Genomic DNA, 24,011 nt, shown 5'->3' with positions numbered 1-24,011 from the left:
CATTTTATATGGCATCAGTAAGACCAGATGAAGTTTCAGCAATTTTAAGGGAACAATTATCCCAAGCTAAAACTGTCGCAGAACTAGAAGAAGTAGGTACCGTACTCCAAGTGGGTGATGGTGTGGCACGTATTTACGGCCTATCTAACGTACAAGCAGGTGAATTGATCGTTTTTGAAAACGGTCTAAAAGCATTAGCCTTGAACTTAGAGGAGGATAACGTAGGTGCTGTATTATTAGGCGACTCTAGCTCAGTTAAGGAGGGTGATACCGTAAAAAGAACAAACTTAATTGCCTCTGTTAAAGTAGGAGATGGCATTTTAGGTCGCGTAGTGAACACCTTAGGTGAGCCTATCGACGGAAATGGTCCTATCGCAGGTGAATTATACGAGATGCCTTTGGAGCGTAAAGCACCCGGAGTAATCTTCCGTCAACCCGTTACAGAACCATTACAATCAGGTATCAAAGCGATTGATGCAATGATCCCAGTAGGTCGCGGACAACGTGAGCTAGTAATCGGTGACCGTCAAACAGGTAAAACAGCGGTTTGTATCGATACAATCATTAATCAAAAAGAATTTTACGATAAAGGAGAACCCGTTTTCTGTATCTACGTAGCGATTGGTCAAAAAGCTTCTACTGTGAAGCAAATTGAGCAAACTTTGCGTAAAGCAGGTGCGATGGATTACACCGTTGTTGTTTCAGCTTCAGCAGGTGATCCAGCTCCGATGCAATTCTACGCTCCCTTTACAGGTGCAGCGATCGGTGAATTCTTCCGTGATACAGGTCGTCCAGCTTTAGTCGTTTATGATGACTTATCGAAGCAAGCGGTAGCTTACCGTGAAGTTTCCCTTTTATTACGTCGTCCACCAGGACGTGAGGCGTATCCAGGTGACGTTTTCTACCTACACTCTCGTTTATTAGAGCGTGCAGCGAAGATTAACAACTCGGATGAGATCGCTCGTAATATGAACGACTTACCAGAATCGATCAAACACTTAGTGAAAGGTGGCGGTAGCTTAACAGCTCTTCCGATCATCGAAACACAAGCGGGTGACGTTTCGGCTTACATTCCTACGAACGTAATTTCGATCACCGATGGTCAAATCTTCTTGGAAACAAACTTGTTCAACGCAGGTATTCGTCCAGCGATTAACGTAGGTATCTCGGTATCTCGTGTAGGTGGTAACGCGCAGATCAAGTCAATGAAGAAAGTAGCGGGTACGTTAAAATTAGATCAAGCTCAATTCCGTGAATTAGAGGCTTTCTCTAAATTCGGATCTGACTTAGATGCTTCGACTAAATTAACGATCGATCGTGGTCGCCGTAACTTAGAAATGTTAAAGCAACCTCAATTCGCACCACAACGTGTGGAGGAACAAGTTGCGATGATTTATTTAGCTACAACTGGTAACTTAGATAACGTGCCAGTAGAAAAAGTTCGTGAATTCGAACAAGATTTCATTCAAGTATTACGTGCGACAGAAAATGATACGTTAGTAGCATTAGGTCAAGGGAAATACGATGATGCCTTAACCGCTACCTTGAAGCGTGTAGGAAATGAAGTAGCAGCTAAGTACAAAGCATAAAATTAGAATACTATGGCTTCCTTAAAAGAAGTAAGAAATAGAATTGTATCCGTTAACTCGACGCAACAAATCACGAAAGCTATGAAAATGGTTTCCGCTGCGAAGTTGCGTCGTGCTCAGGATGCAATCCACCAAATGCGCCCTTACGCTCAGAAATTAGCGGAAATGATTGCAACGGTTTCTGCTCAAACAGAGGCGGGTGCAGAGAATCCTTTCACAGAAGTGCGTGAGATTAAACGTGCATTAATCATTGTAGTAACGTCTGATCGTGGACTTTGCGGCGCATTCAATGCGAACGTAGGAAAAGCGACGATGGCTTTAGTACAAGAGAAATATGCAGACTTGAACGCGGCTGGAAACGTAGAGGTTTTGGCCTTAGGAAAAAAAGGAGGAGAATACCTTTCTCGTCGTGGATTTAAAGTGAATGAAGCTCACGCTGACATTTTCACACGATTAAATTTTACGAATGTGCGCGAAATCGGTGAAGTGGTATTAAACGCGTTCACAGAGAAGCAATTCGATGTAGTAGAGGTTCTTTTCAACTATTCGAAAAACGTAGCGACTCAAATCATCCAAACAGAGCAATTACTTCCTTTAGTAGCCTCAGAATCAGGCGAAAAAGCAAGTTCTGTTGATTACATTTTTGAACCATCTGAGGAAGAAATCATTTCTGAATTAATTCCAAAGTCAATCAAATTATCTATCTTCCGTGCCCTATTAGAATCAAATTCTTCTGAACACGGTGCTCGTATGACAGCGATGGATAAGGCGACTGATAACGCAGGTGAATTAATTAAAGCATTGAAATTAGAGTACAACCGTTCACGTCAAGCAGCCATTACGAAGGAAATCTTAGAGATCGTAGGGGGTGCAGAGGCGCTAAACGCATAAGTATAACAGCTTACCTAACAAGAAAGCCTTTCTTTGCAGAAAGGCTTTTTTTAGCTAAAATGAAAAATAACGTAATTCACAGCACGGATGAGGAGCAAGAAACCGCTGTCTTAGTAGCCGTCACCTCTCAAAAGCAAACGGCCGAGCAAACGGCAGAATACCTCGCGGAATTAGCATTTCTAGCTTCTACATCAGGTGTTTTGACCTTAGCCACGTTTACACAGAACTTAGCCAAACCCGACAACCGCACCTACGTGGGAAAGGGAAAATTAGATGATATCATTGCCTATCTAGTTGCAAAAGATGTGGACATGCTTATTTTTGATGACGACCTAAGCCCGTCCCAGGTCCGTAATATCGAATATGAAATCTCGCTTTTAGGCAAAGAGATGAAAGTATTAGATCGGAGTTTACTCATACTCAATATTTTTGCCCAAAGAGCAAAAACACTTCAGGCCAAAACGCAAGTAGAACTCGCGCAATACCAATACATGTTACCCCGATTGACACGTATGTGGTCTCACCTTTCGAAACAACGGGGTGGCGTAGGTATGCGTGGCCCAGGTGAAAAAGAATTAGAAACGGATCGCCGTATTGCAAACGATCGCATTTCGTTTTTGAAAGATAAATTAGAACACATAGATAAGCAATCGTATACGCAACGTAAAAATAGGGACCGAATGGTTCGCATTTCACTTGTGGGCTATACAAACGTAGGCAAGTCTACATTGATGCAAAAATTAGCGAAAGTGGATGTTTTCGCCGAAAACAAACTATTCGCTACAGTCGACTCCACCGTCCGCAAAGTAGTTTGGGAAGGCATTCCTTTCTTATTAACGGATACCGTAGGTTTTATTCGTAAGCTCCCTACCCTCCTAATAGAATCCTTTAAATCGACTTTAGATGAGGTGCGCGAGGCTGATGTCTTATTACACGTGGTTGATATTTCTCATCCGAATTTTGAGGAGCAAATCGAAGTCGTTCAAGGAATCCTGAACGAAATGGGCGTAGGTGACAAACCAACCATCCTAGTCTTTAACAAAATCGACCTCTTCCCTGTCGAAGATATTTTCTTTGAGGGATCCGAAGTGGGCCTAGATGGCGAGCCAGAATTAAGTAAAATGGACCGGGTGACGGCCTTTTTGAAACGAACACACTGGCAAACCAATACACCTAAAACCGTTTTCATCTCCGCAGAACAACGCAGTAATTTAGCCGAACTTCGCGAGACGATTATGGACACCCTAAAAGACAAACACATGCAGATTTTCCCCAACTGGTTAGAAGGAAATCACTTGATGGGGCATAGTGATGGGTATAACCCAGAGCAATAGCTCTGGAAAGCATAAAGTATAAAGCATAAAGAATAAAAAAAGATTGGCGCTGTAGTTCAACGGATAGAATAGGCGTTTCCTAAACGCTAGATGCGGGTTCGATTCCCGCCGGGGCCACATGACGCGAAGCGTCAGTCCGGAGGGAATGAGTCCGGAGGCAATAGGCAGTCATCGCTTCGCGATTCAGTCACGACTGCGTCGTTTAGTCGCCTTCGGCTTAGTCCGGAGGACAAACATTTCACGAGGTCATCCCCGCAGGGGATTCCAACTTTGTGCTTTGTGCTTTGCTCTTTGTTCTTTGAAGACGCGCAGCGTCAAACATTTCACGAGGTCATCCCCGCAGGGGATTCCAACTTTGTGCTTTGTGCTTTGCTCTTTGTTGTTTTGTAAATAATAAATTACTTGATCCATCAACTTTACACACGCATTAGTGATTTACCTGAAACTTGGGATCAGGTATCGGATTCGTGTATTTTCTTGCAGCGCCGGTATTTAGGGGTTTTGGAAATATCAGCCCCTGCGAATATGCGCAATACGTTTGTGGGGATTTTTGAAGGAGAAAAATTAATCGCCACGTCTTTATTTCAAGAAATAGATTTAGCACAATTGAATAGCTTTGGCGAAAGGGATCACTTTTTTATAACCAAGATTCGGAATTTCTTATTCCGTCAGTTTGCCTCTAAATTATTGATTGTTGGAAACAATTTGTTAAGTGGCCAAAATGCCTACAGCTGTTTGCCCGATGCGAATGAAAAAAAGGTACTGGAAAAACTGAAGGAGATTTGCCTTCTTTGGCCCAATAAACCTCATTTGACTATTTTCAAAGACTTTACAGAAGCGCAATTAAAACCATTTGAAATACCTGCCTTTTCATCTGAATATCCGTTTAGCTCTCAACCCAATATGGTTTTCGAGATTAATTCTACGTGGAAAACAGAGGAAGATTATGTGTCGGATTTGACCAAAAAATACCGAGATCAATTTAAGCGATGTCGTAAGAAAGGAAGCTCTATACGGACTAAAGAATTGAGTCTAGAAGAAATCTCACAAAACGAAGAAACAATCTATTCTCTGTATTTGCATGTAGCACAAAACGCCCCATTTAATACGTTCATTCTGCCTGAAAGACATTTTTCAGTTTTCAAAAAACAACTGGGTGAAGACTTTATTCTTCGCGGCTATTATGAAAACGAGCAACTCGTGGGCTTTACCACTGTCATTCGCCACGGGAATGAATTAGAAACTTATTTTTTAGGCTATGATGATTCGATTCAGCGGGAGAAAATGCTCTACTTGAATATGCTGTATGACATTATCAACTGCGGCATTTCACAGGGTTTTGAACGAATCATTTTGGGAAGAACAGCACTTGAAATTAAAAGTTCAACAGGAGCTATTCCGGTACAATTGAACGGTTTTATGCGCCATTCGTATGCCTTAGTTCACCAAAATCTGAGCTGGATATTCCCTCTACTAGAACCTGAAGCCAACTGGACTCAACGCCATCCATTAAAAAATTAAATCGCCGAAGAATCGATTAAGCACTCCACATTAGGGTGCATCCATAAAAATGATGCGGGACAATCAGTACCAATTTTACGCTCCATAATCCGTTTAACCGCTTCTTGCTTTCCCTTTCCGGTAATCAAGAAAATGATTTTCTTGGATTGCATAATTCCCTCCATCCCCACACATAACCCATAAGCAGGTTCCTCTCCAGCAGATAAAGCAGGATCGTGAGCAATAGTGGATTCCGCTAAAATGGCTTTATGAAAATCAGGATTCAAAACCTCTGCAGGCTCATTAAATGCAATATGTCCGTTTTTTCCTAGGCCCAAAATACAGATATCTAATGGCCCGTTCGCTTGTATGAATTGACTTATTCGCTTACATTCAGATTCTACCACTTCAGGAGCAGTGTCAAAGGAAGTATATCGGTCGTTTGAAATTTCCAAAGGACCTAATAAATGCTTTTTCAAATAGGTTTCACAGGAATCTGGATGACTTAAGGGGATTATACCCCATTCATCCATTTTAATTACCTGCATTTTAGAATAAACCGCCTTTTCCTTGGCCATCTCTGCGTACATCCCTGTAGGACTTCCGCCGGTCGCTGCGCAAAACATCAATTCAGGATTTTGCTTCACTTCTGATGCAATCAAATGTGCCGCTTTTTTACTCAGCGCAGCATAATTTTCAAGGTAGGTAATTTTCATTGTCCAAAATTTAAGTAGCAAGTTACCAAATAAAAAACAGATCATTTTAGTCCTATAAAATTAATTAATTGGAATCCTAATTGAAAAATGAGATTATCAGTTTACTGATAATTTATCAACTTAATACAATAAAAAATGTATCCAAATTGACCCCAAATGCCTATTTTAAGGAATTATCAGTTTGTAAATAATTTATGTTATAACGCTTTTAAAACCTTTTATGTAGCTTGCTTTAGCCTTTGAAAGAATGCCTAACCACGAAAAAATGATTCCCATTAAATACCTAACCCCTCTCTATACCTTCCTACTTATCTGTATAATTCCAATTTCAAAGCTTTCAGCCCAAGATTGGAATTATCAGATAGGTTTGAATTCTGCTAATTTCAGATTTCAAAGTCCAGCAGGTATTGCTCAAAACTCCTTCCAACCAGACGCCGGCTTGCAGCTCTCGATTCTTCGAAATGATCGCCTTGTCGATTCGGCTAAAACAAAGAGTGCATTTGTGCGTAAACTAAACTACCAAGTGGGAATTGCTATCAATCAGTTTAATTCCTTTGGAGAGACACAAAACGTCCCATTTACTTATTCTTCTACCTATGTGGGACTTAAGCTAGGCTTAGGAATGAAATCACATGTAGGCAGAGGTGTGAGTCTTTCTTACAATGGAATAATGCAGATTAATCAATTGGTTTTAGGATCCCAAAAAATGGGAAATCAAGTATATAATCTACAAGGGAATAAGCAATTTGATCGAATTCAATGGCAAATAGGAGGTGAAATTAAGCTCGCAAAACAAATAAATGACCATACCGCCATTTTCGCCTACTTTTCAGAGGCTTGGCAATTGAATACGATTCAAAAAGACGGTAGTCAGTTCGCGATTAATCCAGTTTCATTCGGTTTTGGTATCCAATACTCTCCCCTACGATAGCTATGTATAAAATATTCTACACAATCCTATTTATAGGGATTTCACTAGTTTCTTTTGGCCAAAAAACGGGCATTAATTACCAAGCGGTGATTTTAGACCCTAACCCAATATCAATGCCTGGAAATAACTACAACGGGCAACCTCTTGCGAATACAGCTATTCAATTGAGATTTAGTCTTTTATCAGGAACGCGAGTAGATTACCAAGAAACGCAATCTTTTCAGACAGATGAGTATGGACTCATTAATGTCGTCATTGGAAAAGGAATTAAAATCTCAACAAGTTCATTTGATGATATTCTTTGGACAGACACGCTCAAAACACTTCAAGTAGAGGTGAAATTTCCATCCGCTTCTATTTATACTGAAATAAGTCGTAGTTCCCTACATTACAGCCCTTATGCGCTATATGCGAAGTCCGTGGACTACCTCAATGTGAAAGGAACACCTACGAAACTTTCTGCGTTCCAGAATGATGCAGGCTTATTAAATCAAACCGATTTAACCGCTTTAAGACTAGAGATTAAAAATCAAATTGATCAAATAATTTTAAATGATGTCCCATTAGCATCTGCCATTTTACCTGGTAAAATAAAACTTTCCGGTGATTTGAGTGGCCTTGCGACCGCACCGCTCATTAAGGAAAACGCGATTACACCAGAAAAAATTATCAATGGGGCTGTACATAGTTCGAAGCTACGCGACTCGAGTGTAGTGGATCAAAAGATTGCCTTTGGCATTAATCCAGCCAAAGTTGGACTTGAACTTGTCGATAATACATCCGATCTAGATAAACCCATTAGTCATGCAACGCAATTTGCGCTTGATACTAAAGCGACAAGTAGCGCTTTAGCTTTAAAAGCAAATACATCAGATTTAGATTTAAAAGCGCCTCTGGCATCTCCCACTTTTACGGGTAATGTATCTGGAATTACAGCCGCCATGATAGGACTTTCAGATGTAAATAATACCACAGATGCGGCTAAGCCAATTAGTACGGCCACTCAAGCTGCACTTAATTTAAAAGGAACAGTCAAAAAAGTAAATGGTATTTCTCCAGATGTCAATGGGAATGTAGTCATTTCCCTAGGAAGAAATTATACTGGATTGTATAATGGAGGAGTATTTGTTACGAGCGCTCCACCAGTAGATGGGGACGTGTTCATTGTCTCTACTGATCCAGTAGGCGCAAACAATGGACGAACATTCATTTATCTAAATCCAGATTGGAATGAAATTACAAATAACATCGGAACGACTGACGCTAGGTATGTGCAATTAGCGGGAAGTACGATGCAAGGTGATTTACTTTTCCCTTCAGGAAAAAAAATAACTCTGACTGATTTACCTACCATTTCGACAGATGCAGCCAATAAGGAGTATGTCGATGCATCAAAAACATTGGACGCTACAACCTTACTAAATGGAAAAATAAGACTAGCAGGAGATTTAACGGGTACAGCAGCTAGCCCAGAAATTGCAGTAGGAGTTATTACAAATGCGAAAATAGCCTCTGGAATTAGTGCATCTAAGGTAGGTTTAGGGAATGTAGACAATACATCCGATTTAGCAAAACCTATCAGCACGGCGACCCAAACAGCACTCGATTTAAAGGCGAGTATTACCTCTGTGAATTTAAAAGCAAATACAACTGACCTTGCCCTAAAAGCAGACATATCGGATGTAAACTTGAAAGCACCTATCGCCTCTCCTACCTTTACAGGCACTGTTTCAGGTATCACATCCTCGATGGTAGGTCTTTCGAATGTAAATAACACGTCTGACCTCGCTAAACCAATCAGTACCGCCACGCAATCCGCCTTAGATTTAAAAGCTACGAACACGGATTTGGCTTTAAAGGCTAATGAGACCGACTTAGCACTTAAGGCAGACATCGCTGACCTAAACCTAAAAGCCCCCATTGCTTCACCCACCTTTACGGGTAATGTTTCAGGGATAAGCTCGTCTATGGTAGGCCTCGGAAACGTAAATAATACGACTGATTTAACTAAACCCATTAGTACCGCCACCCAAACTGCCCTGAATTTAAAAGCTAATATTACTGACTTGGAAGCAGGTTTAGCCATTAAAGCAGGTACCGCTTCTCCAACATTCACCGGGATCGTTTCGGGAATTACAGCAAGCATGGTAGGCTTGGGGAATGTAAATAACACTTCCGATGCCAATAAACCAATTAGCACCGCCACACAAACGGCTTTAGATTTAAAAGGTACCGTTAAAAAAGTAAATGGGGTATCCCCTAACGCTGCTGGAGAAATCGCCATCTCCCTGGGTCGTAATTATACTGGTGTTTACAACAATGGAACATTTACAACAAGTGGTACGCCGGTGGAAGGTGATATCTTTATCGTCTCTGGCGATCCAACTGGATCGAATAATGGTCGAACCTTTATTTATGTGAGTACGGTATGGAATGAAATAACGAATAATATTGGAACAACAGATGCCCGCTATGTTCAATTAGCCGGTAGCACTATGCAAGGGAATTTAATCTTTCCAACTAGCAAAAAAATCACCTTAACAGACTTGCCAGCTCTCAGCACTGATGCTACGAATAAGGCCTATGTAGATGCTTCGATTACGATAGATGCGACCTCATTGGTGAATGGAAAAATTAGACTAGGGGGAGATTTATCAGGTACGGCCGATAGCCCATCCATAGCTTCAGGAGCCATCACTGATGCTAAAGTAGCCATCGGAATTAACCCCACTAAAGTAGGCTTAGGTAATGTGAATAATACGAGCGATTTACTAAAGCCCATTAGCACAGCCACCCAAACAGCCTTAGACACAAAAGCGAGTAGCGCTTCATTAGCTTTAAAAGCCCCTTTAGATGCTCCTACATTTACGGGAACTGTCTCTGGGATCACGAAAACAATGGTCGGCCTCGGTAATGTCGATAATACAACTGACGCCTTAAAACCAATTAGTTCGGCAACACAGGCAGCAATGGACTTAAAGGCTAGCATTACTGCACTTAATCTGAAAGCCAATGCGACTGATCTCGCACTAAAAGCGGATATTACAGATCTAAACTTAAAAGCGCCTATTGCGTCTCCTACGTTCACAGGACTCGTTTCAGGGATCTCAAAAGCGATGGTGGGTCTAACTAATGTAGACAACACGACAGATCTACTTAAGCCCATCAGCACAGCCACACAAACGGCGCTAAATCTGAAAGCTAGCTTAACCGGAATTGAGACTTTGACTAATAAAACATTAACTGCTCCTACCCTAACTTCACCGGTACTAGGAACACCAGCATCAGGTACTGCTACAAATTTAACTGGCTTACCATTGACAACGGGCGTAACTGGAACTTTGGCAGTGGGAAATGGAGGAACAGGTGCCTCAACGATAACCGGAATCGTAAAAGGAAATGGAACCTCGGCCATGACTGCTGCGGTTCAAGGCACTGATTTCAGTTTAGTTCGAGAGGTATCAGATGAATATACGGCGACTCTAGGTCAAACTGCTTTTACTTTGACCCAGACAAAATCCAGCAATGCACTTATAAAACTCTATATCAATGGGGTGCGCATTTCGAAAACAGCCTTCAGCATATCTGGAACGACTTTCACCTATATTCCGGCAAATAATGATGCATATACCTTACTGGCGGGTGATCGCATACAAATTGATTATTTCTATTAACACAATGAAAAGAACACTCTTCTTTCTTTTTATACCTTTTTTGAGTTTTGCTCAATTAACTAAAACGGGATTTCGGCATACCAATCCAAATCTTTACCTAGACTTTAGTGGTAGAATTGGGAGCGGGAAAGGTTTAGAACGATTTGGAAAAAAAACCCTTTCCTTTGTGTGCGGAAATACACTGACTATTGTTCACTCTATATCAAATGGAGTGGCGCCAGAAAACAAAACAGTCACCTATGGCACCGTTAGTTCAAGTCTAAGTGGTTCACAAAAATGCTGGATTACACAAAATCTAGGATCAACGAATCAAGCCATTTCAGAAACGGATGCCACAGAGACTGCCGCAGGTTGGTATTGGCAATTCAATAAGAAAAAAGGATATAAAAACAATGGAACAACGACTTCCCCTAGTTTTCCTACATCGAATACGAATACAGAGACAGTGAATTGGGAGGCTATCAAAGATCCATGCACACTTGAATTAGGTGCAGGATGGCGTGTTCCAACTGTTACTGAGTGGACTAACGTGAATAGCTCCAACTTGAGAGCTCAAGCCTACGCAGGCGCTTTAAAAATGCATGCTGCAGGCTACATAAGTACGGGAAGTTCGACTACATTAACAGACAGAGGATCGAAATTTTTTTACTGGAGTTCTACTTCCAATGATGTTAGCTATGGAAAAGGCTTGGTTATTTATACGACACAGACTTACAATCAAATATCCAATAATGACAAAGATGCAGGTCTTTCCGTTCGTTGTATTCGAGATTAATCGAACATGAAATACCTCTTGCTTTTCCTTTCTTTTTCTCTATTAGCACAAAATCACGTAAGGGTCATACCTGTATATGGCCAACCACAAGCAAAACGCATTTCCATCGAACAAGTCGTTCTCCATATTCGAGATCTAAAAGCAAAATCAGCTAGTAAATACGGAGAAGCTGTAGATTATTATTACAAAAAAATTGCTTCAGCAGGCAAACTTCAGTGGATTGAAAAGCTTGAAGAATTCAGTCTTGACCCTGATTGCCCCGCAAAACTAAAGTCTAAAATCAACGAACAAATTCATCGTATTCGCACGTTACAAATAGGTGAAAAAGTACCAGAGATTCAGGCAGAAGAATTCCTACTTTCACAATACATTTTGGACAAACCCGAGGTTCTTTTACTATTTTACAGCCCCTCTTGCTTTCATTGTACCGAGTTACTGGTCGATTTAATCCCCTATTCAGAAAAAAAGCAATTACCTGTAATTGCCATCCAGATTGATCAAGATATGAATCCATGGACCTTCCCTACACACTGGAAAACGATTAAAGCAGACGAAAAGGTGCGAAAAGAGTATGGCGTATTCTCCACTCCTAGCCTATTTCTAATCCAAGGAAATAGCATGCGAATTAGTGGCATTCCAGAGAACTTGACTGAATTAAAAGATTTCGAACATCTATTTTAGAATAAAATGATTAGCATCATTCTAATGTGTTCCTTTTTTGGGTAATTTACGACTATGAAACATGTAGTTATTTTTGCCATTGGGATTCTTCTTTTCTCCTGTGGAAAGAAACAAGAAACTAGCCTTCCCACTTTAGGGCCCATCACTGAATCTATCTATGCCTCTGGCGTCTTGAAGACGACAGATCAATACCAGGCTTTTGTAACGGTGAATGGTATTATTAATGAAATTTTGGTTCAAGAAGGAGATTCCGTACACATCGGCAGTCCATTGTTAACCATCACAAATGAAACGCAACGATTTAATGCTGAAAACGCAGCATTAGCCGCTAATTTCAACGAATTTTCTGCAAATCAAGGAAAATTAGATGACGCTCGATTACTCATAGAAACTGCCAAAAATAAATTCAGAGTTGATTCTTCCCTTTATTTTCGTCAAAAAAACCTTTGGAATCAGCAAATTGGAACTAAAGTGGATTTTGAATTGAAAGAATTAGCCTTCCAGACATCTAAGTCGAATTATTTATCGGCCATTCAGAAATACAAAGATTTAAAACGAGTGTTAGAATTTAGCTCATCACAGGCGAAGAAGAATCTACAAATTTCAACGAACCAAGCACAGGATTTCACCTTGCGATCTAAGACGAATGGCATTGTCTACAGTTTATTAAAGACAAAAGGTGAAATAGTGACTCCCCAAACGCCGATTGCTGTGATCGGAAATTTCAGGGATTTCGTATTGGAATTGCAAGTAGATGAAAACGATATATTACGAGTTTCTAAAGGGCAAAATGTTGTAGTAACTTTGGACAGCTACAAAAAACAAGTGTTCGAAGCGAAGGTGACTAAGATCTCGGAAATAATGAACGAGCGCAGCAAAACATTTTTAGTGGAAGCTAAATTCACGAAGGCTCCACCTAAATTATTCCCTAACATCACCTTTGAGGCAAATATCTTACTAAGTCGAAGAGAAAAGGTAGTACTAATACCACGAAATTTCTTAAAAAATGATTCAATTGTCACCTTGGCTTCTGGCGAAGAAAGAGTGGTAAAAATCGGATTAAAAGATTTCCAAAAAGCAGAGATTTTATCTGGATTGAAAGCCACAGATGAAATCGTAAAGCCGAACTAATGAAATTTAAACTCGTCTATCAAGTTGCCTTTTCCTTGTTAATTGCACGATGGAAGCAAACGCTAGTCGCTGCGATTGGGGTGACGATTAGTATTACGATGTTTATCACCGTGCTTAGCTTTATGTCCGGACTTAACGATATGCTAGATGGATTAATTACAAACCGGACTGCTCACGTAAGGATTTACAAAGAGATTCAAATTTCAGATAAGCAACCTGCCGATTTCTTGAATCCCTTAGGTCACAATTTCGTTTCTTCGATTAAACCGAAAAACGAATTATTAGGGATTAATAACAGCAAAACGATCATAGAGGCAATTAGAAAAGATGAGCGTGTATTAGGAGTTGCCCCTAAAATAAATGCACAGGTATTTTACAATGTGGGGGCAGTGGATTTAACTGGAGCGATTTTCGGCATTGATCCGGTAGAAGAAAATCGCCTATTTAAGTTTAGCGATTATGTGACTTCAGGTAATTACATTGATTTAAAAAACATACCGAATAGTATCGTTTTAGGCAAAGGCGTGGCTACGAAAATGATGACAAATGTGGGGGATGTCATCCAAGTGACTACTAGCAAAGGAGATCAGGTGGCACTGCGGGTTGTAGGCATATTCCAATCCGGTATACAAGATTTAGACAATGTCCAAAGTTATTGCTCCCTTAGCACCACGCAAAAACTACTGGGGCAACCTAGTAATTACATCACAGACATTCAGGTGAAATTAAAAGATATACTGTGGGCTCCTGAAGTGGCAAAGGAATACCGAAGAATTTATGAATTAAATGCTGTGGATATTCAGACAGCAAACTCCCAATTTGAAACGGGTAGCTCTGTCAGAACGCTCATTTCCTATGCCGTGGGAATTACCCTATTATTAGTGGCTGGATTCGGGATTTACAACATTTTGAATATGATGATCTATGAAAAAATGGATTCCATTGCCATCTTGAAAGCGGTGGGATTCTCCGGGAAAGACGTGAATAAGATCTTTATTTCGATTGCATTGAGTATTGGTATTTTTGGCGGACTGATGGGACTTTTAATGGGATTTGGATTATCATCACTCATAGACCAAATTCCCTTCAACACGGAATCACTTCCCACAGTCAAAACATACCCCATCAATTACAATCCAAAATTCTATTTCATCGGTGGAACGTTTGCCATTGTTACCACCTATTTTGCAGGCTTCTTCCCTTCTAGAAAAGCGAGTGGAATCGATCCTGTCATCATCATTAGAGGGAAATAATATGAACAAGGTTGTACTTGAGGCAAAAGAAATCACGAAATACTTCCACGATCCTGTGACCGTGAAGATATTAGATAAGGTTAGCTTCCAGCTGAAGCAAAGCGAGTTCGTATCCGTAATAGGGAGATCAGGATGCGGCAAATCCACCTTACTTTACATTTTATCCACTATGGATACGGACTATGAAGGTGATCTTCTAATAGATGGTATTTCGATGCGGGACAAAAAAGAGGGAGAACTTGCCATCGTTCGAAATGAAAAAATCGGATTCGTATTTCAATTCCATTACCTGTTGAACGAATTTTCTGTCCTTCGCAACGTGATGCTACCGGGCCTAAAGCTGGGGCAATTTTCAGAAAAGGAAATCGAGCATAGAGCTTACGAAAAACTAAAGATTTTAGGCATTGAGAAAGAAGCATTGAAAGACCCCAACCAATTATCAGGAGGTCAAAAACAACGGGTAGCCATTGCTCGTGCTCTAATCAATGACCCCCTACTAATAATGGGTGATGAACCGACAGGAAACCTCGATAAAAAGAATTCTGAAATCGTATTCAACATCTTTCAAGAATTAGCAGAAGAGTATAAGCAGACTTTATTAATTGTCACTCACGATAATGAATTTGCAGCTAGAACAACTCGGATCATCGAAATGGAAGACGGGCATATCAAATAAAAAAAAGGAGCAAAGGGTCATTAACCCTCGCTCCCTGCATTCATCTGTTCTATTATTATTTCTTAGTGGTTAGGCGCTATCAGATTCGCTTAAACAATATTAAGATTAAAGAGGGAAAGAAAAGAAGATTTGGACAGTTGTATGTTCCATTTTCGAAAATCCGAACAAACCACATCAAAAAACTACCAAAATAGCCTTAATTACTAGCTTTTCTTTCAGCATAAGCAGAGGGAGATTCCCCCACTAATTCTTTGAAGTTCACAAAAAAGGTAGTCCTAGATTGAAAACCGGACTCTAAACCAATCGCTTCCAAGGTAATTACCTTGTCTTTTCCTGCATCGATTAATTCCTTCGCATGTCGAATCCGCCAGCGCATTCTTTGCTCCAAGAAATTAGACTGCTGTGTCTTTCTAAAGTAATAATTGAAATGATGCACGGGAATATCTAAGGAGGCAGATAATTGAGCTAACGAAAACGTTGCTTTTAAAAAGGGCTTATACTCCTCTAAATACAAATCCAACTTCGTCTCGATTTCAATCAGTTTTTCTGGAGACAATTCGTAATTCGGAATTTTCAACTTAGCCTCTCGCTCTGCATGGATGTAAGGTGCGTATAAGAATTCAGGAAAATAAAAGACGCTTAAAGAGAGGACAAGATAGGACCCAAGTCCCAAGTAATTCCAAGGTGAATTTCCTTGATAGGTTAATTTAAATTGATTCGAACTTGGGAGAATTAAAAAGAAATAAGTTAAGAAGAGAATGAGAAGAATTTGAACGAGTAAAAAACCTGGAATCCAATAATGCAGAATGAAATTTTTCGTGTTTCGAGGGCGAAAGCGGAAATAGATTTGGCAGCTATAAAATACATAAAGGCTACTGAGAAGTAACTTGACATAAAAATGGAAACGAGTTGAAAAGAAAAAGCCCAATTGCTGTTTCACTAACTCGTGAATATCGAATTTAATTAATTCCGCAATGAGTATTTTATGCGCAAACGAAGTTAGTGAATAGGGCAACATGTCCAACACCTGAATGAAAAAGGGTATCAGGTGAAGTAAATCCTTAGGTCTTAACACTACATTTTCCCTCACCATCCCTCGCACATAGAAATAGGCTAAAGGGTAAAGCAAATAAAAGAACGCATCAAAATTCCCAAAAAGCACAGCTACAATTTCCACATGCCATTCAACGAAAAGGCAGTAGTGAAGTAGCGTGAATAAACCAAAAATAAGGAAATAGAAAAAAAGGAAACGCTTCGGACTTTTAAAGAAAGGTCCGGAGGATTTTAACAGTAAAAGCAGGATAATGAAAAAGCTCATGAACACAGCAAGACTGTGTCCAAACTTATAAATTTCGTGCATTAAAATGGTTAGGTATGAGTGGTTACAGGTATTCTAACGAATGTACAAAAATACCCCCACAATCAATCAACCCGCTACGTATTTAATCAGGGGTATTTTCCGTAATACCCAAACGATTCCGCCCGAAATCAACAGACAAGCCAATGCGGTCAATGGCACCGCGATACTTGGGTGAAGCATTTCTCCATAAACACCTGCTTTGGCCAAATAAAACAATACAATAATATGTACTAGATAGATACCATAGCTGTGAGAACTTACCCAATCGCGAAAAGGGGTCAGAATGCGAATATCAAGGTTTTGGTACCTGAAAAACAAGAATAAACCTGCTGTTGCTAAAACAACGCTTGGCGAAAAATTAGCATACAACAAGCCGTAAAACTTTCCACTTTCCGCCGTAAAATAATAGGACCCAACCATCGTCCAGAGCGTACCTATTAAGAAAATAACGAAAGCCTTCCCCTTTATTCCGGAAGAAAATTCCTTTGTACTCAGGTAATAACCTAGTACTAAATAGCCCACATAGCCGGTAAAATCCGTTAATGCGACTGGTAACTTCAGATAAGGAAAATGTGGGTTATTAAACAAGATTGTCAAGCCCCAAATGCCCAAAAAATACTGAATATGCGATTCTGGAGCTGATCTAATCCAACGACCAATGATGGGGATAAACAAATAGATCCCAATGATCATGTAGATGTACCAAAAATGGTAGGAAGCGCCATTAAAATATTGTTGCCCTAACCAGTTCAATCCTTCCTCTAGACCAAACGATTTTCCACGCAATCGGACCTGCCAATTAAAGATTGAAAAGATCAAATTATAGAAGAGAAAAGGCAAAACGATGCGCATAAAACTCTTCTTCAAAAAAGGTCCAATCGCTTCCTCGCGAGGCAATAATAAAGCGCCAGATAACATGACAAAAATAGGCACCACATAGCGATAACCCCCATTGTACAGATTTGCGAACCACCAATGATCAGCCGGAACCTTCGTGAATCGAAATAATATAGTTGCCGAGGCGTGAATTAAAATCACCCCTATGGTTGCATTTACACGAAGATTGTCCAGCCAGGTTATTTTCATCTAGTTGAACGGCTGTTTGTAATGGCGTTTCTTAGTCGCCGCATAAATGGCATTGGCAATCGAGCCACCGGTGGGAGGCAAAGCCGGTTCGCCTAATCCTGTAGGAGCAATTCCATTATTCACAAAATGCGCATCAATCACTGGAATTTCATTTCCGCGAATCATCCGGTAAGCATTGAAGTTAGAAGGACTGGCTACCCCTTTTTGGAAATTTAATTTAGCAAATAGGGCGTGTCCCATTCCATCAATGATGGCTCCTTTTACCTGATTTTCAGCGCCACTCAAGTTAACAACCTCACCACAATCAGTTACAGCCGTTACTTTCGTGACTTTTGGCTTGCCTTTTTCGACTTTGACTTCTGCGATTTGGGCCACATAGGATAAGTGAGAATAATAGACGCTAAATCCTTGGTGCACACCTGGTTTTTTCTTCCATTGCGCCTTTTCAGCTACTTGCTTGATCACTTCTTCAAAGCGAGCCGGCTCATAGGTGATTTTACCGACTGGTTTCGTTTTTACTTTTTCCAAAAGGGCTAAACGCATCTGAATCGGATCTTTTCCAGCGGCTTCTGCCACCTCATCCAAGAAGGCTTGTTCTGCATAGCCCAAGAAGTTCGTGATCGGCGCACGCCAAGGTCCGGTGGATACGGCAGATTTTTGGTCAATCGATTCAATCAACACATTCTCAATGGCTCCCACTGGGAAATTATCTTGTCTAGTCGAATTACCCGCATTTAGGCCTACTCCTCTCAAAGCAAAGGCGATAATTTCCCCATTTTTATCTAATCCTGCTTTAAAACGATAACGAGCCGCTGGACGGTAGGTTCCGCCTGACATGTCATCTTCTCTGGTCCACATTACTAAAACAGGTTTCTTGATCATGCTCGACAATTCAGCCGCTTCTAGCACAAAATCATTGCTTAGACGACGGCCAAAACCTCCCCCCATTTTGGACAATTCCACTTGAATTTTATCCACCGGAATTTTCAATAAATCCGAAACAGCTTTTTGTGCCGGTTGCGGAACCTGTGTAGGACCCGCTAGTAAAACAGAATCCGCCTTAACATCTGCAAAGAAATTCATCGGTTCCATGGGAGAATGGGAGATGAAAGGACATTCGTAAGTCGCTTCGATTACTTTAGCCGCTGAGGCGATGGCAGCAGCAAAATCGCCGTCTTTACGCATTACCTGTGCCTTATCGGATTTCATTCCTTCGTCGAACCAGTTTTGGTGGGTACCATTGCTTTCCAAAGGCACATCAGAACCATAATCACAAGTCAAGCTAGCGCGGGCTTGCAAGATGGCGTAGGTACTCTCACCTACAATGGCCACTTTGTTTTTAAACGAAACTACCTCTAAAATCCCTGGCATTTTCTTTACATCCTCCGCCGAAAACGATTTCAACGTTGCCCCAAAAGGTGGACGCACGATTTGGGCAAAAACCATCCCAGGTTTACGGATGTCGATCCCAAATAAAGGCTTACCAGTAACTACATTTTTATTATCAACGCCCTTGACGCGCGTTCCAATAATCTTATAATCTTTACGATCCTTAAATGTGACCTCAGACGGAACAGGCAATTTAGAAGCCGCTTCGGCAAGAGAACCGTAGGAGGCTTTTTGGCCTGCTGGACCTAATACAAATCCCTTCGAGGTTTTGCATTGCGTCACATCCACTTTCCATTGATCTGCTGCCGCTTGCAACATCATCTTCCGCACGGTGGCGCCAGCCTTTCTTAAGCGCTCCCAAGAGTGCTTCAATGCGCCACTACCTCCTGTCAATTGACGTTCGAATTGTTTTGTATCTAGATTCGCTTGTTCTACTTGAACCTGCGCCCAATCTACATCTAATTCTTCAGCCACTACGACGGGGAAAGCCGTTTTAATCCCTTGTCCAATTTCTGGATTGGGAGAAAATAAGGTGACTTTGCCCAAGCTATCGATCGACAAAAAGGCATTAAATCGACCCGCACCTGTGACCACTTCCATCGCGGAAGTCTCTGCGGAAGCTTCGGCTGAAAACCAATCAAAACCTAAGGTAAAAACACCTGTAAATAAGGCGGTTTTTTGAATAAAATCTCTTCTCGACGTTTTCATTTCTTGATTTTTTTAGAGGCTAATTTTACGGCTTCCTGAATACGGTGATAGGTTCCACAACGGCAAATATTGCCGGACATACCGTCCACAATTTCCTGTTCTGTGGGATGCGGATTCTTTTTCAAAAGACCCGCAGCGGTCATGATTTGACCTGCTTGACAATAACCACATTGGGGGACATCCAGCTCATCCCAAGCCACTTGAACCGGGTGTTTTCCGGCAGGATCCAGTCCTTCAATCGTGGTAATTTGTGCATTTGACACGGCAGAAATAGGTAATACACAAGAACGCGTCGGTTCTCCATTGACCCAAACGGTACATGCTCCACATTGAGCAATACCACAACCATACTTTGTTCCTAATAGAGACAAATGATCTCTAAGCGCCCATAATAAGGGGGTATTTGGATCAATGTCCAAAGAGACCTTTTTCTTGTTAACTGTGCAATTGATAGCCATATTTCTATTTTTTCTTACTCAATTCTTTGATTCTAATATTTCTAAATTTCAAAGGAGAACCATGTCCTAAAAACCCGATATGGCCTGATTTGTTTAACAAACCTGGATGTTCTTTGTGATCAGCCGTTCCTTCTTTCGTGGCCAACGCAATATCCCCGTCTAGAATAACTTCTCCATTTAAAATTACTTTGATTTTATTTCCTTGAGCGATTACCTCTTCTTCGTTCCACTCTCCCACCGGTTTTAAAAAACCTTGCTTCGCCGGAATGATTCCGTAAACGGAACCGTGGTATTGATAAGGTTGAAGTTTCGCATACATGGGCGCTGTATTGTCCAAAATCTGCAATTCCATACCCACATAAGCCGCGTCTCCCTCTAAAGGTGCACGAATGCCTAAGCCATTATTAGCCCCTGGCGTTAATTGAAAATCGAATTTGAGATGGAAATCACCGTATTCTTTTTTGGTATACAAATTACCCTTTCCTCCACGAGTCGGATCCACCACTAATTCGCTATTTGAAGGGAAATAATCCGTCGTATTTCCGGTCCAATTAAATAGAGAGGACCCATCAAATAAGGCAGTAAAGTCTGTTTCTGGAGCCACATAGGCAGTCGCTGGCTTCAATTCTTTCACATAAATGTTACGGTAAACGATGTGATTTCCGTGGGCTTGCAATTCTATCGCGTCTTTGACAAAAATAGGAAGCTTACGATCCCAATAATTTTCTAAAAGCACGTCATTCACCACTAATTCACCATTTAGGTATACCGTTACCCGCTCGCCTTTCATGATGATACGGAAGGTATTCCATTCATTGATCGGATTATCCGCCACTTTTAAAGGGTTACGCGGGTTTGTTTGGTTATTATACAAACCTCCAGAACCTACCTGAGCCCCCACATTTGTCCGTGAAATGTCCCAAATCTGCACTTGAGGAGATCCCCTCAAATAAATGCCGGCATCTCCCTCTTTTTCGATTTTCCAATCCACATACATTTCAAAATCTTGGTAGTCTTTCACCGAACACAAATTGTCACCGTGCCCTGTAAAATGAAGCTCCTCTCCTTTCGCCTCCCAGCCTGCATGCATGATCTTATCAGCTTTCACCTGCAACAAGGCTAGGGTATCTGCGGACAATTGTCTACGCTTCACTGGATTAGCTACAAGTCCCTTCCAACCACGTAAATCTTGTCCATTATACATCGTATAAAAACCACGATCAGCTATTTTAAAGGCGTCATTCAGTTTCTCGCGAACAGCAGGATCGGAAATTTGCCAAAACACTTCTTGCACCCACTCCCTTGTCATTTGACCTCTAAAATCAGGATTAGAAAGATAGAGAGCCGCTAAACCATCGGCTGCGATTTGGCGTACATTCGGATCCTGTAATCCGAGATACAGCGTACGCATCGCGGAAAGAGAATTGCATTTTGCCAAACCCTTAAAGATCTGCTCCCGCGTCTCTAAGTTCGATGTTAAATCCAATGCGTTACGGTAGTTCAGCACTTGCTGATCTACATTTTTAAACAACTTCGCATTGATCCGTGCAAAAGCGCGAATGGCTTCTTCGTTATTCGTTTTCTTGGCTTCAGCATACAACCAGCCTAGATTTTCCACTTCTTGTACAAAAGGAATCCAATTGACTTTTTGACTAGCCTTCAGAGCGAAGGCGGTAATTTTACTATTTAACGTACCATCTTGCCTTGTAATAGATGTCATCGCTTGTTGCAATGACTTCACCTCATTCGGCAATTCGGAAAACCCTAATTTCCCCGCTATAATATCAAAATCAGCTACACTAGCCCAATAAGGTAAGGCATAGAATCCAACTGCGCGAGTGGATAAATTTGATTGCACAGAACGCCAAACCAAAGGCTTTACTTCCGGCCATTGACGCGAAGATCCAAACACAAGTAATACTGATTTTTGAGCTAGACTGGCATTTTCATAGTTCGCTAAAGCCTTTTTGAAGAAGTCATTTGCCTTAAGAGATGTACAAAAATCGGCTATTTCAAGCGTCGATTCTGTAGATGAGGCTAATTGTGCCCACACCGTCGCTAAATTATTTACGCCGCCCACCTGCAACAAAGCCAAGGCTTTTTCCTTCACATAACCTGCAGGCATGGCTGGAATAGCCCATGCAGCTTTATAGATTCCTACCGCTTTTACAAATGCCTGGGCGTGCGTTGCATCCCAAGATTTACTCGCTACTTTTAAAGCATTTACATCGCGCGCTGTGCTCAAATAGTTCTTCAGAATAAAAGCCATCACTTGCGGTCTTGATGCTGCGTAACGCTGTAACCAAACCGCTGCATCCAAATGTGCCATGGTTTTCATCTCTGCGTTTTCCGTCAAACCAATCGCTAAATAGGCCAGCAATTCCGCTCTGTTTTTCGAGATGGCTTGGATATAGGATTCCGTCACTTGCGTGGGATCATAGGCACCCTTTAGGGCATAAGCCGCTGATTTCAAGCTCACAAAGTCGCCTTTCTCTGCTAGAGAACGGAGGCGATTTTGTTCTACCCGGCTCGCATCTTGCGCGAACACCGTGGTACCGATCAATAAAAATAGGAATAGATATCTCATCGTTTTATAAAATATAAGGTGCGCGCATCGGTTGATCTATTAGGCGATTTGCCTCGTCATCCCCCACAATGACTTGATTGATGGGGTCAAATTTCAAGTTGCGGTGCACGCGCATCGCGATTAAACCCAGGTTAATTAAGGTGCAAGAACGGTGTCCATTTTCCTCATTCAAGGCAAATTTCTTACGATTCTTAACCGAATCGACAAAATCCGTTTGCTGCATGACGGGATCCGGGAATTCAGCTAGTTTTTTCGCCAAATCCGGAATATCGGACTGCATATTGCGGTATAATTTCCCTTTAGGTCCTTCGATATAAGCGACTTTTTCGTCTTTGGCTTCGCCGTCTAACACGATTTGGCAGCCATCCGCGTACGTATAAGTAATGCGATTAAAGATACCCACGGCGTCTTTATCCTGCACGGGTGCATCCACTTCGATGTACACCGGTGACTCGTTATCTTTTCCCAGCATATATTGGATAGGGTCCAAATAATGTTGCCCCATATCTCCTAGCGCACCTCCATCGTAATCCCAGTAGCCGCGGAAGGTTTGGTGAGTGCGGTGAACGTTGTATGGTTTGTAAGGAGCGGGTCCTAACCAGCTCTCGTAATCTAATTCCAAAGGCACCGGTTGCGGCGTCAAATCCGTCTTCCCAACCCAGTAAAATTTCCAATCAAAACCGGTATGCTTACTCACCGTAAACTTCAATGGCCAGCCCAGAAGTCCAGAATCCACCACTTTTTTCATCGGCTTCACCGTGGTATTCATTCCATAAAAGTTTCCTTCAAAACGGAACCAAGTATTTAATCTAAAAATACGCCCATGCTGCTGAACGGCTTCTTTGAGGCGTTTACCCTCCCCGATGGTTCGGGTCATCGGCTTCTCGCACCAAATGTCTTTCCCCGCTCTCGCCGCATCCGCCGCCATAATTCCGTGCCAATGAGGCGGAGTGGCAACGTGAACAATATCTACTTCGGGCAATTGAATCATTTCCCGGTAATCGTGGAATGATTTAACCCCTTTTTCTACTTTATCTAATCCAAGCTGCAGGTTTTTCTTGTCCACATCGCAAAGCGCTACGACCCGCGTTCCCGCATAAGGTATGTGTCCACGACCCATTCCTCCGGTTCCAATAATTGCTTTTGTTAATTGATCAGATGGCGCTAAAAAGCCCTTTCCTAATACGTGGCGTGGCACGATGCTAAATGCAGCCAAACCTAGAACAGATTGTCCTATAAATTTCCTTCTTGAAAATGACATAGATTAAACAG

The 24,011-nt window shown here is 41.4% G+C and carries 19 protein-coding genes and 1 tRNA gene; 13 read left to right on the top strand and 7 right to left on the bottom strand.

Annotated elements, in window-relative coordinates; genetic code table 11:
* Nucleotides 1-8: 8 nt before the first annotated feature.
* From atpA to SKC35_RS01800, 6 genes are all read left to right on the top strand, one after another.
* The gene (gene atpA, locus SKC35_RS01825) at nt 9-1,589 is read left to right on the top strand and encodes a F0F1 ATP synthase subunit alpha (RefSeq protein ID WP_377977792.1); all 1,581 of its coding nucleotides are present in this window, start codon (nt 9-11) and stop codon (nt 1,587-1,589) included.
* A 12-nt stretch (nt 1,590-1,601) separates the two neighbouring features.
* Nucleotides 1,602-2,480, top strand: coding sequence for an ATP synthase F1 subunit gamma (gene atpG / locus SKC35_RS01820; RefSeq protein ID WP_252622502.1), 879 nt, complete (start codon nt 1,602-1,604; stop codon nt 2,478-2,480).
* A 59-nt stretch (nt 2,481-2,539) separates the two neighbouring features.
* Nucleotides 2,540-3,814 carry a GTPase HflX gene (gene hflX, locus SKC35_RS01815; RefSeq protein WP_269006517.1) on the top strand — a complete coding sequence of 425 codons (1,275 nt, stop codon included), beginning with the start codon at nt 2,540-2,542 and terminating at the stop codon, nt 3,812-3,814.
* 45 nt (nt 3,815-3,859) lie between these two features.
* Nucleotides 3,860-3,931, top strand: a tRNA-Arg gene (locus tag SKC35_RS01810).
* Nucleotides 3,905-4,204, top strand: coding sequence for a hypothetical protein (locus tag SKC35_RS01805; RefSeq protein ID WP_377977791.1), 300 nt, complete (start codon nt 3,905-3,907; stop codon nt 4,202-4,204). Before SKC35_RS01810 ends, SKC35_RS01805 begins: the two co-directional genes overlap by 27 nt.
* Before the next feature lie 12 nt (nt 4,205-4,216).
* Nucleotides 4,217-5,335, top strand: coding sequence for a hypothetical protein (locus tag SKC35_RS01800; RefSeq protein WP_377977790.1), 1,119 nt, complete (start codon nt 4,217-4,219; stop codon nt 5,333-5,335).
* Here SKC35_RS01800 and SKC35_RS01795 read toward each other — a convergent pair.
* Nucleotides 5,332-6,030 (bottom strand): 6-phosphogluconolactonase, encoded by a 699-nt coding sequence (locus SKC35_RS01795; RefSeq protein ID WP_377977789.1) that lies wholly within the window; start codon nt 6,028-6,030, stop codon nt 5,332-5,334. The genes SKC35_RS01800 and SKC35_RS01795 overlap by 4 nt on opposite strands.
* A gap of 265 nt (nt 6,031-6,295) precedes the next feature.
* Between SKC35_RS01795 and SKC35_RS01790 the strand changes: the two genes are divergently transcribed.
* From SKC35_RS01790 to SKC35_RS01760, 7 genes are read left to right on the top strand one after another with little or no spacing between them, the layout of a single operon-like run.
* Nucleotides 6,296-6,961, top strand: coding sequence for a hypothetical protein (locus SKC35_RS01790; protein WP_377977788.1), 666 nt, complete (start codon nt 6,296-6,298; stop codon nt 6,959-6,961).
* 2 nt (nt 6,962-6,963) lie between these two features.
* A complete protein-coding gene (locus SKC35_RS01785) occupies nt 6,964-10,635 on the top strand; it encodes a hypothetical protein (RefSeq protein WP_377977787.1) in 3,672 nt (1,223 codons plus the stop codon).
* Between the two features lie 4 nt (nt 10,636-10,639).
* Nucleotides 10,640-11,410, top strand: coding sequence for a fibrobacter succinogenes major paralogous domain-containing protein (locus SKC35_RS01780; protein ID WP_377977786.1), 771 nt, complete (start codon nt 10,640-10,642; stop codon nt 11,408-11,410).
* 6 nt (nt 11,411-11,416) lie between these two features.
* Entirely contained in the window at nt 11,417-12,091 is a 675-nt protein-coding gene (locus tag SKC35_RS01775) for a peroxiredoxin family protein (RefSeq protein WP_377977785.1), read from the top strand.
* A gap of 54 nt (nt 12,092-12,145) precedes the next feature.
* Nucleotides 12,146-13,222, top strand: coding sequence for an efflux RND transporter periplasmic adaptor subunit (locus tag SKC35_RS01770; RefSeq protein WP_377977784.1), 1,077 nt, complete (start codon nt 12,146-12,148; stop codon nt 13,220-13,222).
* A complete protein-coding gene (locus SKC35_RS01765) occupies nt 13,222-14,475 on the top strand; it encodes an ABC transporter permease (protein WP_377977783.1) in 1,254 nt (417 codons plus the stop codon). Before SKC35_RS01770 ends, SKC35_RS01765 begins: the two co-directional genes overlap by 1 nt.
* A 1-nt stretch (nt 14,476) precedes the next feature.
* The gene (locus tag SKC35_RS01760) at nt 14,477-15,151 is read left to right on the top strand and encodes an ABC transporter ATP-binding protein (RefSeq protein ID WP_377977782.1); all 675 of its coding nucleotides are present in this window, start codon (nt 14,477-14,479) and stop codon (nt 15,149-15,151) included.
* Between the two features lie 196 nt (nt 15,152-15,347).
* Here the strand turns inward: SKC35_RS01760 and SKC35_RS01755 are convergent, their stop codons facing one another.
* From SKC35_RS01755 to SKC35_RS01730, 6 genes are all read right to left on the bottom strand, one after another.
* Entirely contained in the window at nt 15,348-16,511 is a 1,164-nt protein-coding gene (locus SKC35_RS01755) for a helix-turn-helix domain-containing protein (RefSeq protein WP_377977781.1), read from the bottom strand.
* Between the two features lie 66 nt (nt 16,512-16,577).
* On the bottom strand, nt 16,578-17,597 hold the full coding sequence (locus tag SKC35_RS01750) for an acyltransferase (RefSeq protein ID WP_377977780.1): 1,020 nt from the start codon (nt 17,595-17,597) through the stop codon (nt 16,578-16,580).
* On the bottom strand, nt 17,598-19,694 hold the full coding sequence (locus tag SKC35_RS01745) for a xanthine dehydrogenase family protein molybdopterin-binding subunit (RefSeq protein WP_377977779.1): 2,097 nt from the start codon (nt 19,692-19,694) through the stop codon (nt 17,598-17,600).
* Nucleotides 19,691-20,152 (bottom strand): (2Fe-2S)-binding protein, encoded by a 462-nt coding sequence (locus tag SKC35_RS01740; RefSeq protein ID WP_377977778.1) that lies wholly within the window; start codon nt 20,150-20,152, stop codon nt 19,691-19,693. Before SKC35_RS01740 ends, SKC35_RS01745 begins: the two co-directional genes overlap by 4 nt.
* Before the next feature lie 4 nt (nt 20,153-20,156).
* A complete protein-coding gene (locus SKC35_RS01735; RefSeq protein WP_377977777.1) occupies nt 20,157-22,739 on the bottom strand; it encodes a 3-keto-disaccharide hydrolase in 2,583 nt (860 codons plus the stop codon).
* A 4-nt stretch (nt 22,740-22,743) separates the two neighbouring features.
* On the bottom strand, nt 22,744-24,000 hold the full coding sequence (locus SKC35_RS01730) for a Gfo/Idh/MocA family oxidoreductase (protein WP_377977776.1): 1,257 nt from the start codon (nt 23,998-24,000) through the stop codon (nt 22,744-22,746).
* Between the last annotated feature and the right edge of the window lie 11 nt (nt 24,001-24,011).

Source organism: Aquirufa originis, assembly GCF_042714495.1.
In the GTDB taxonomy this organism is placed as follows: domain Bacteria; phylum Bacteroidota; class Bacteroidia; order Cytophagales; family Spirosomataceae; genus Aquirufa; species Aquirufa originis.
The sequence above is the reverse complement of the archived record's forward strand: the minus strand, read 5'-3'. Positions and strand labels throughout refer to the sequence as shown.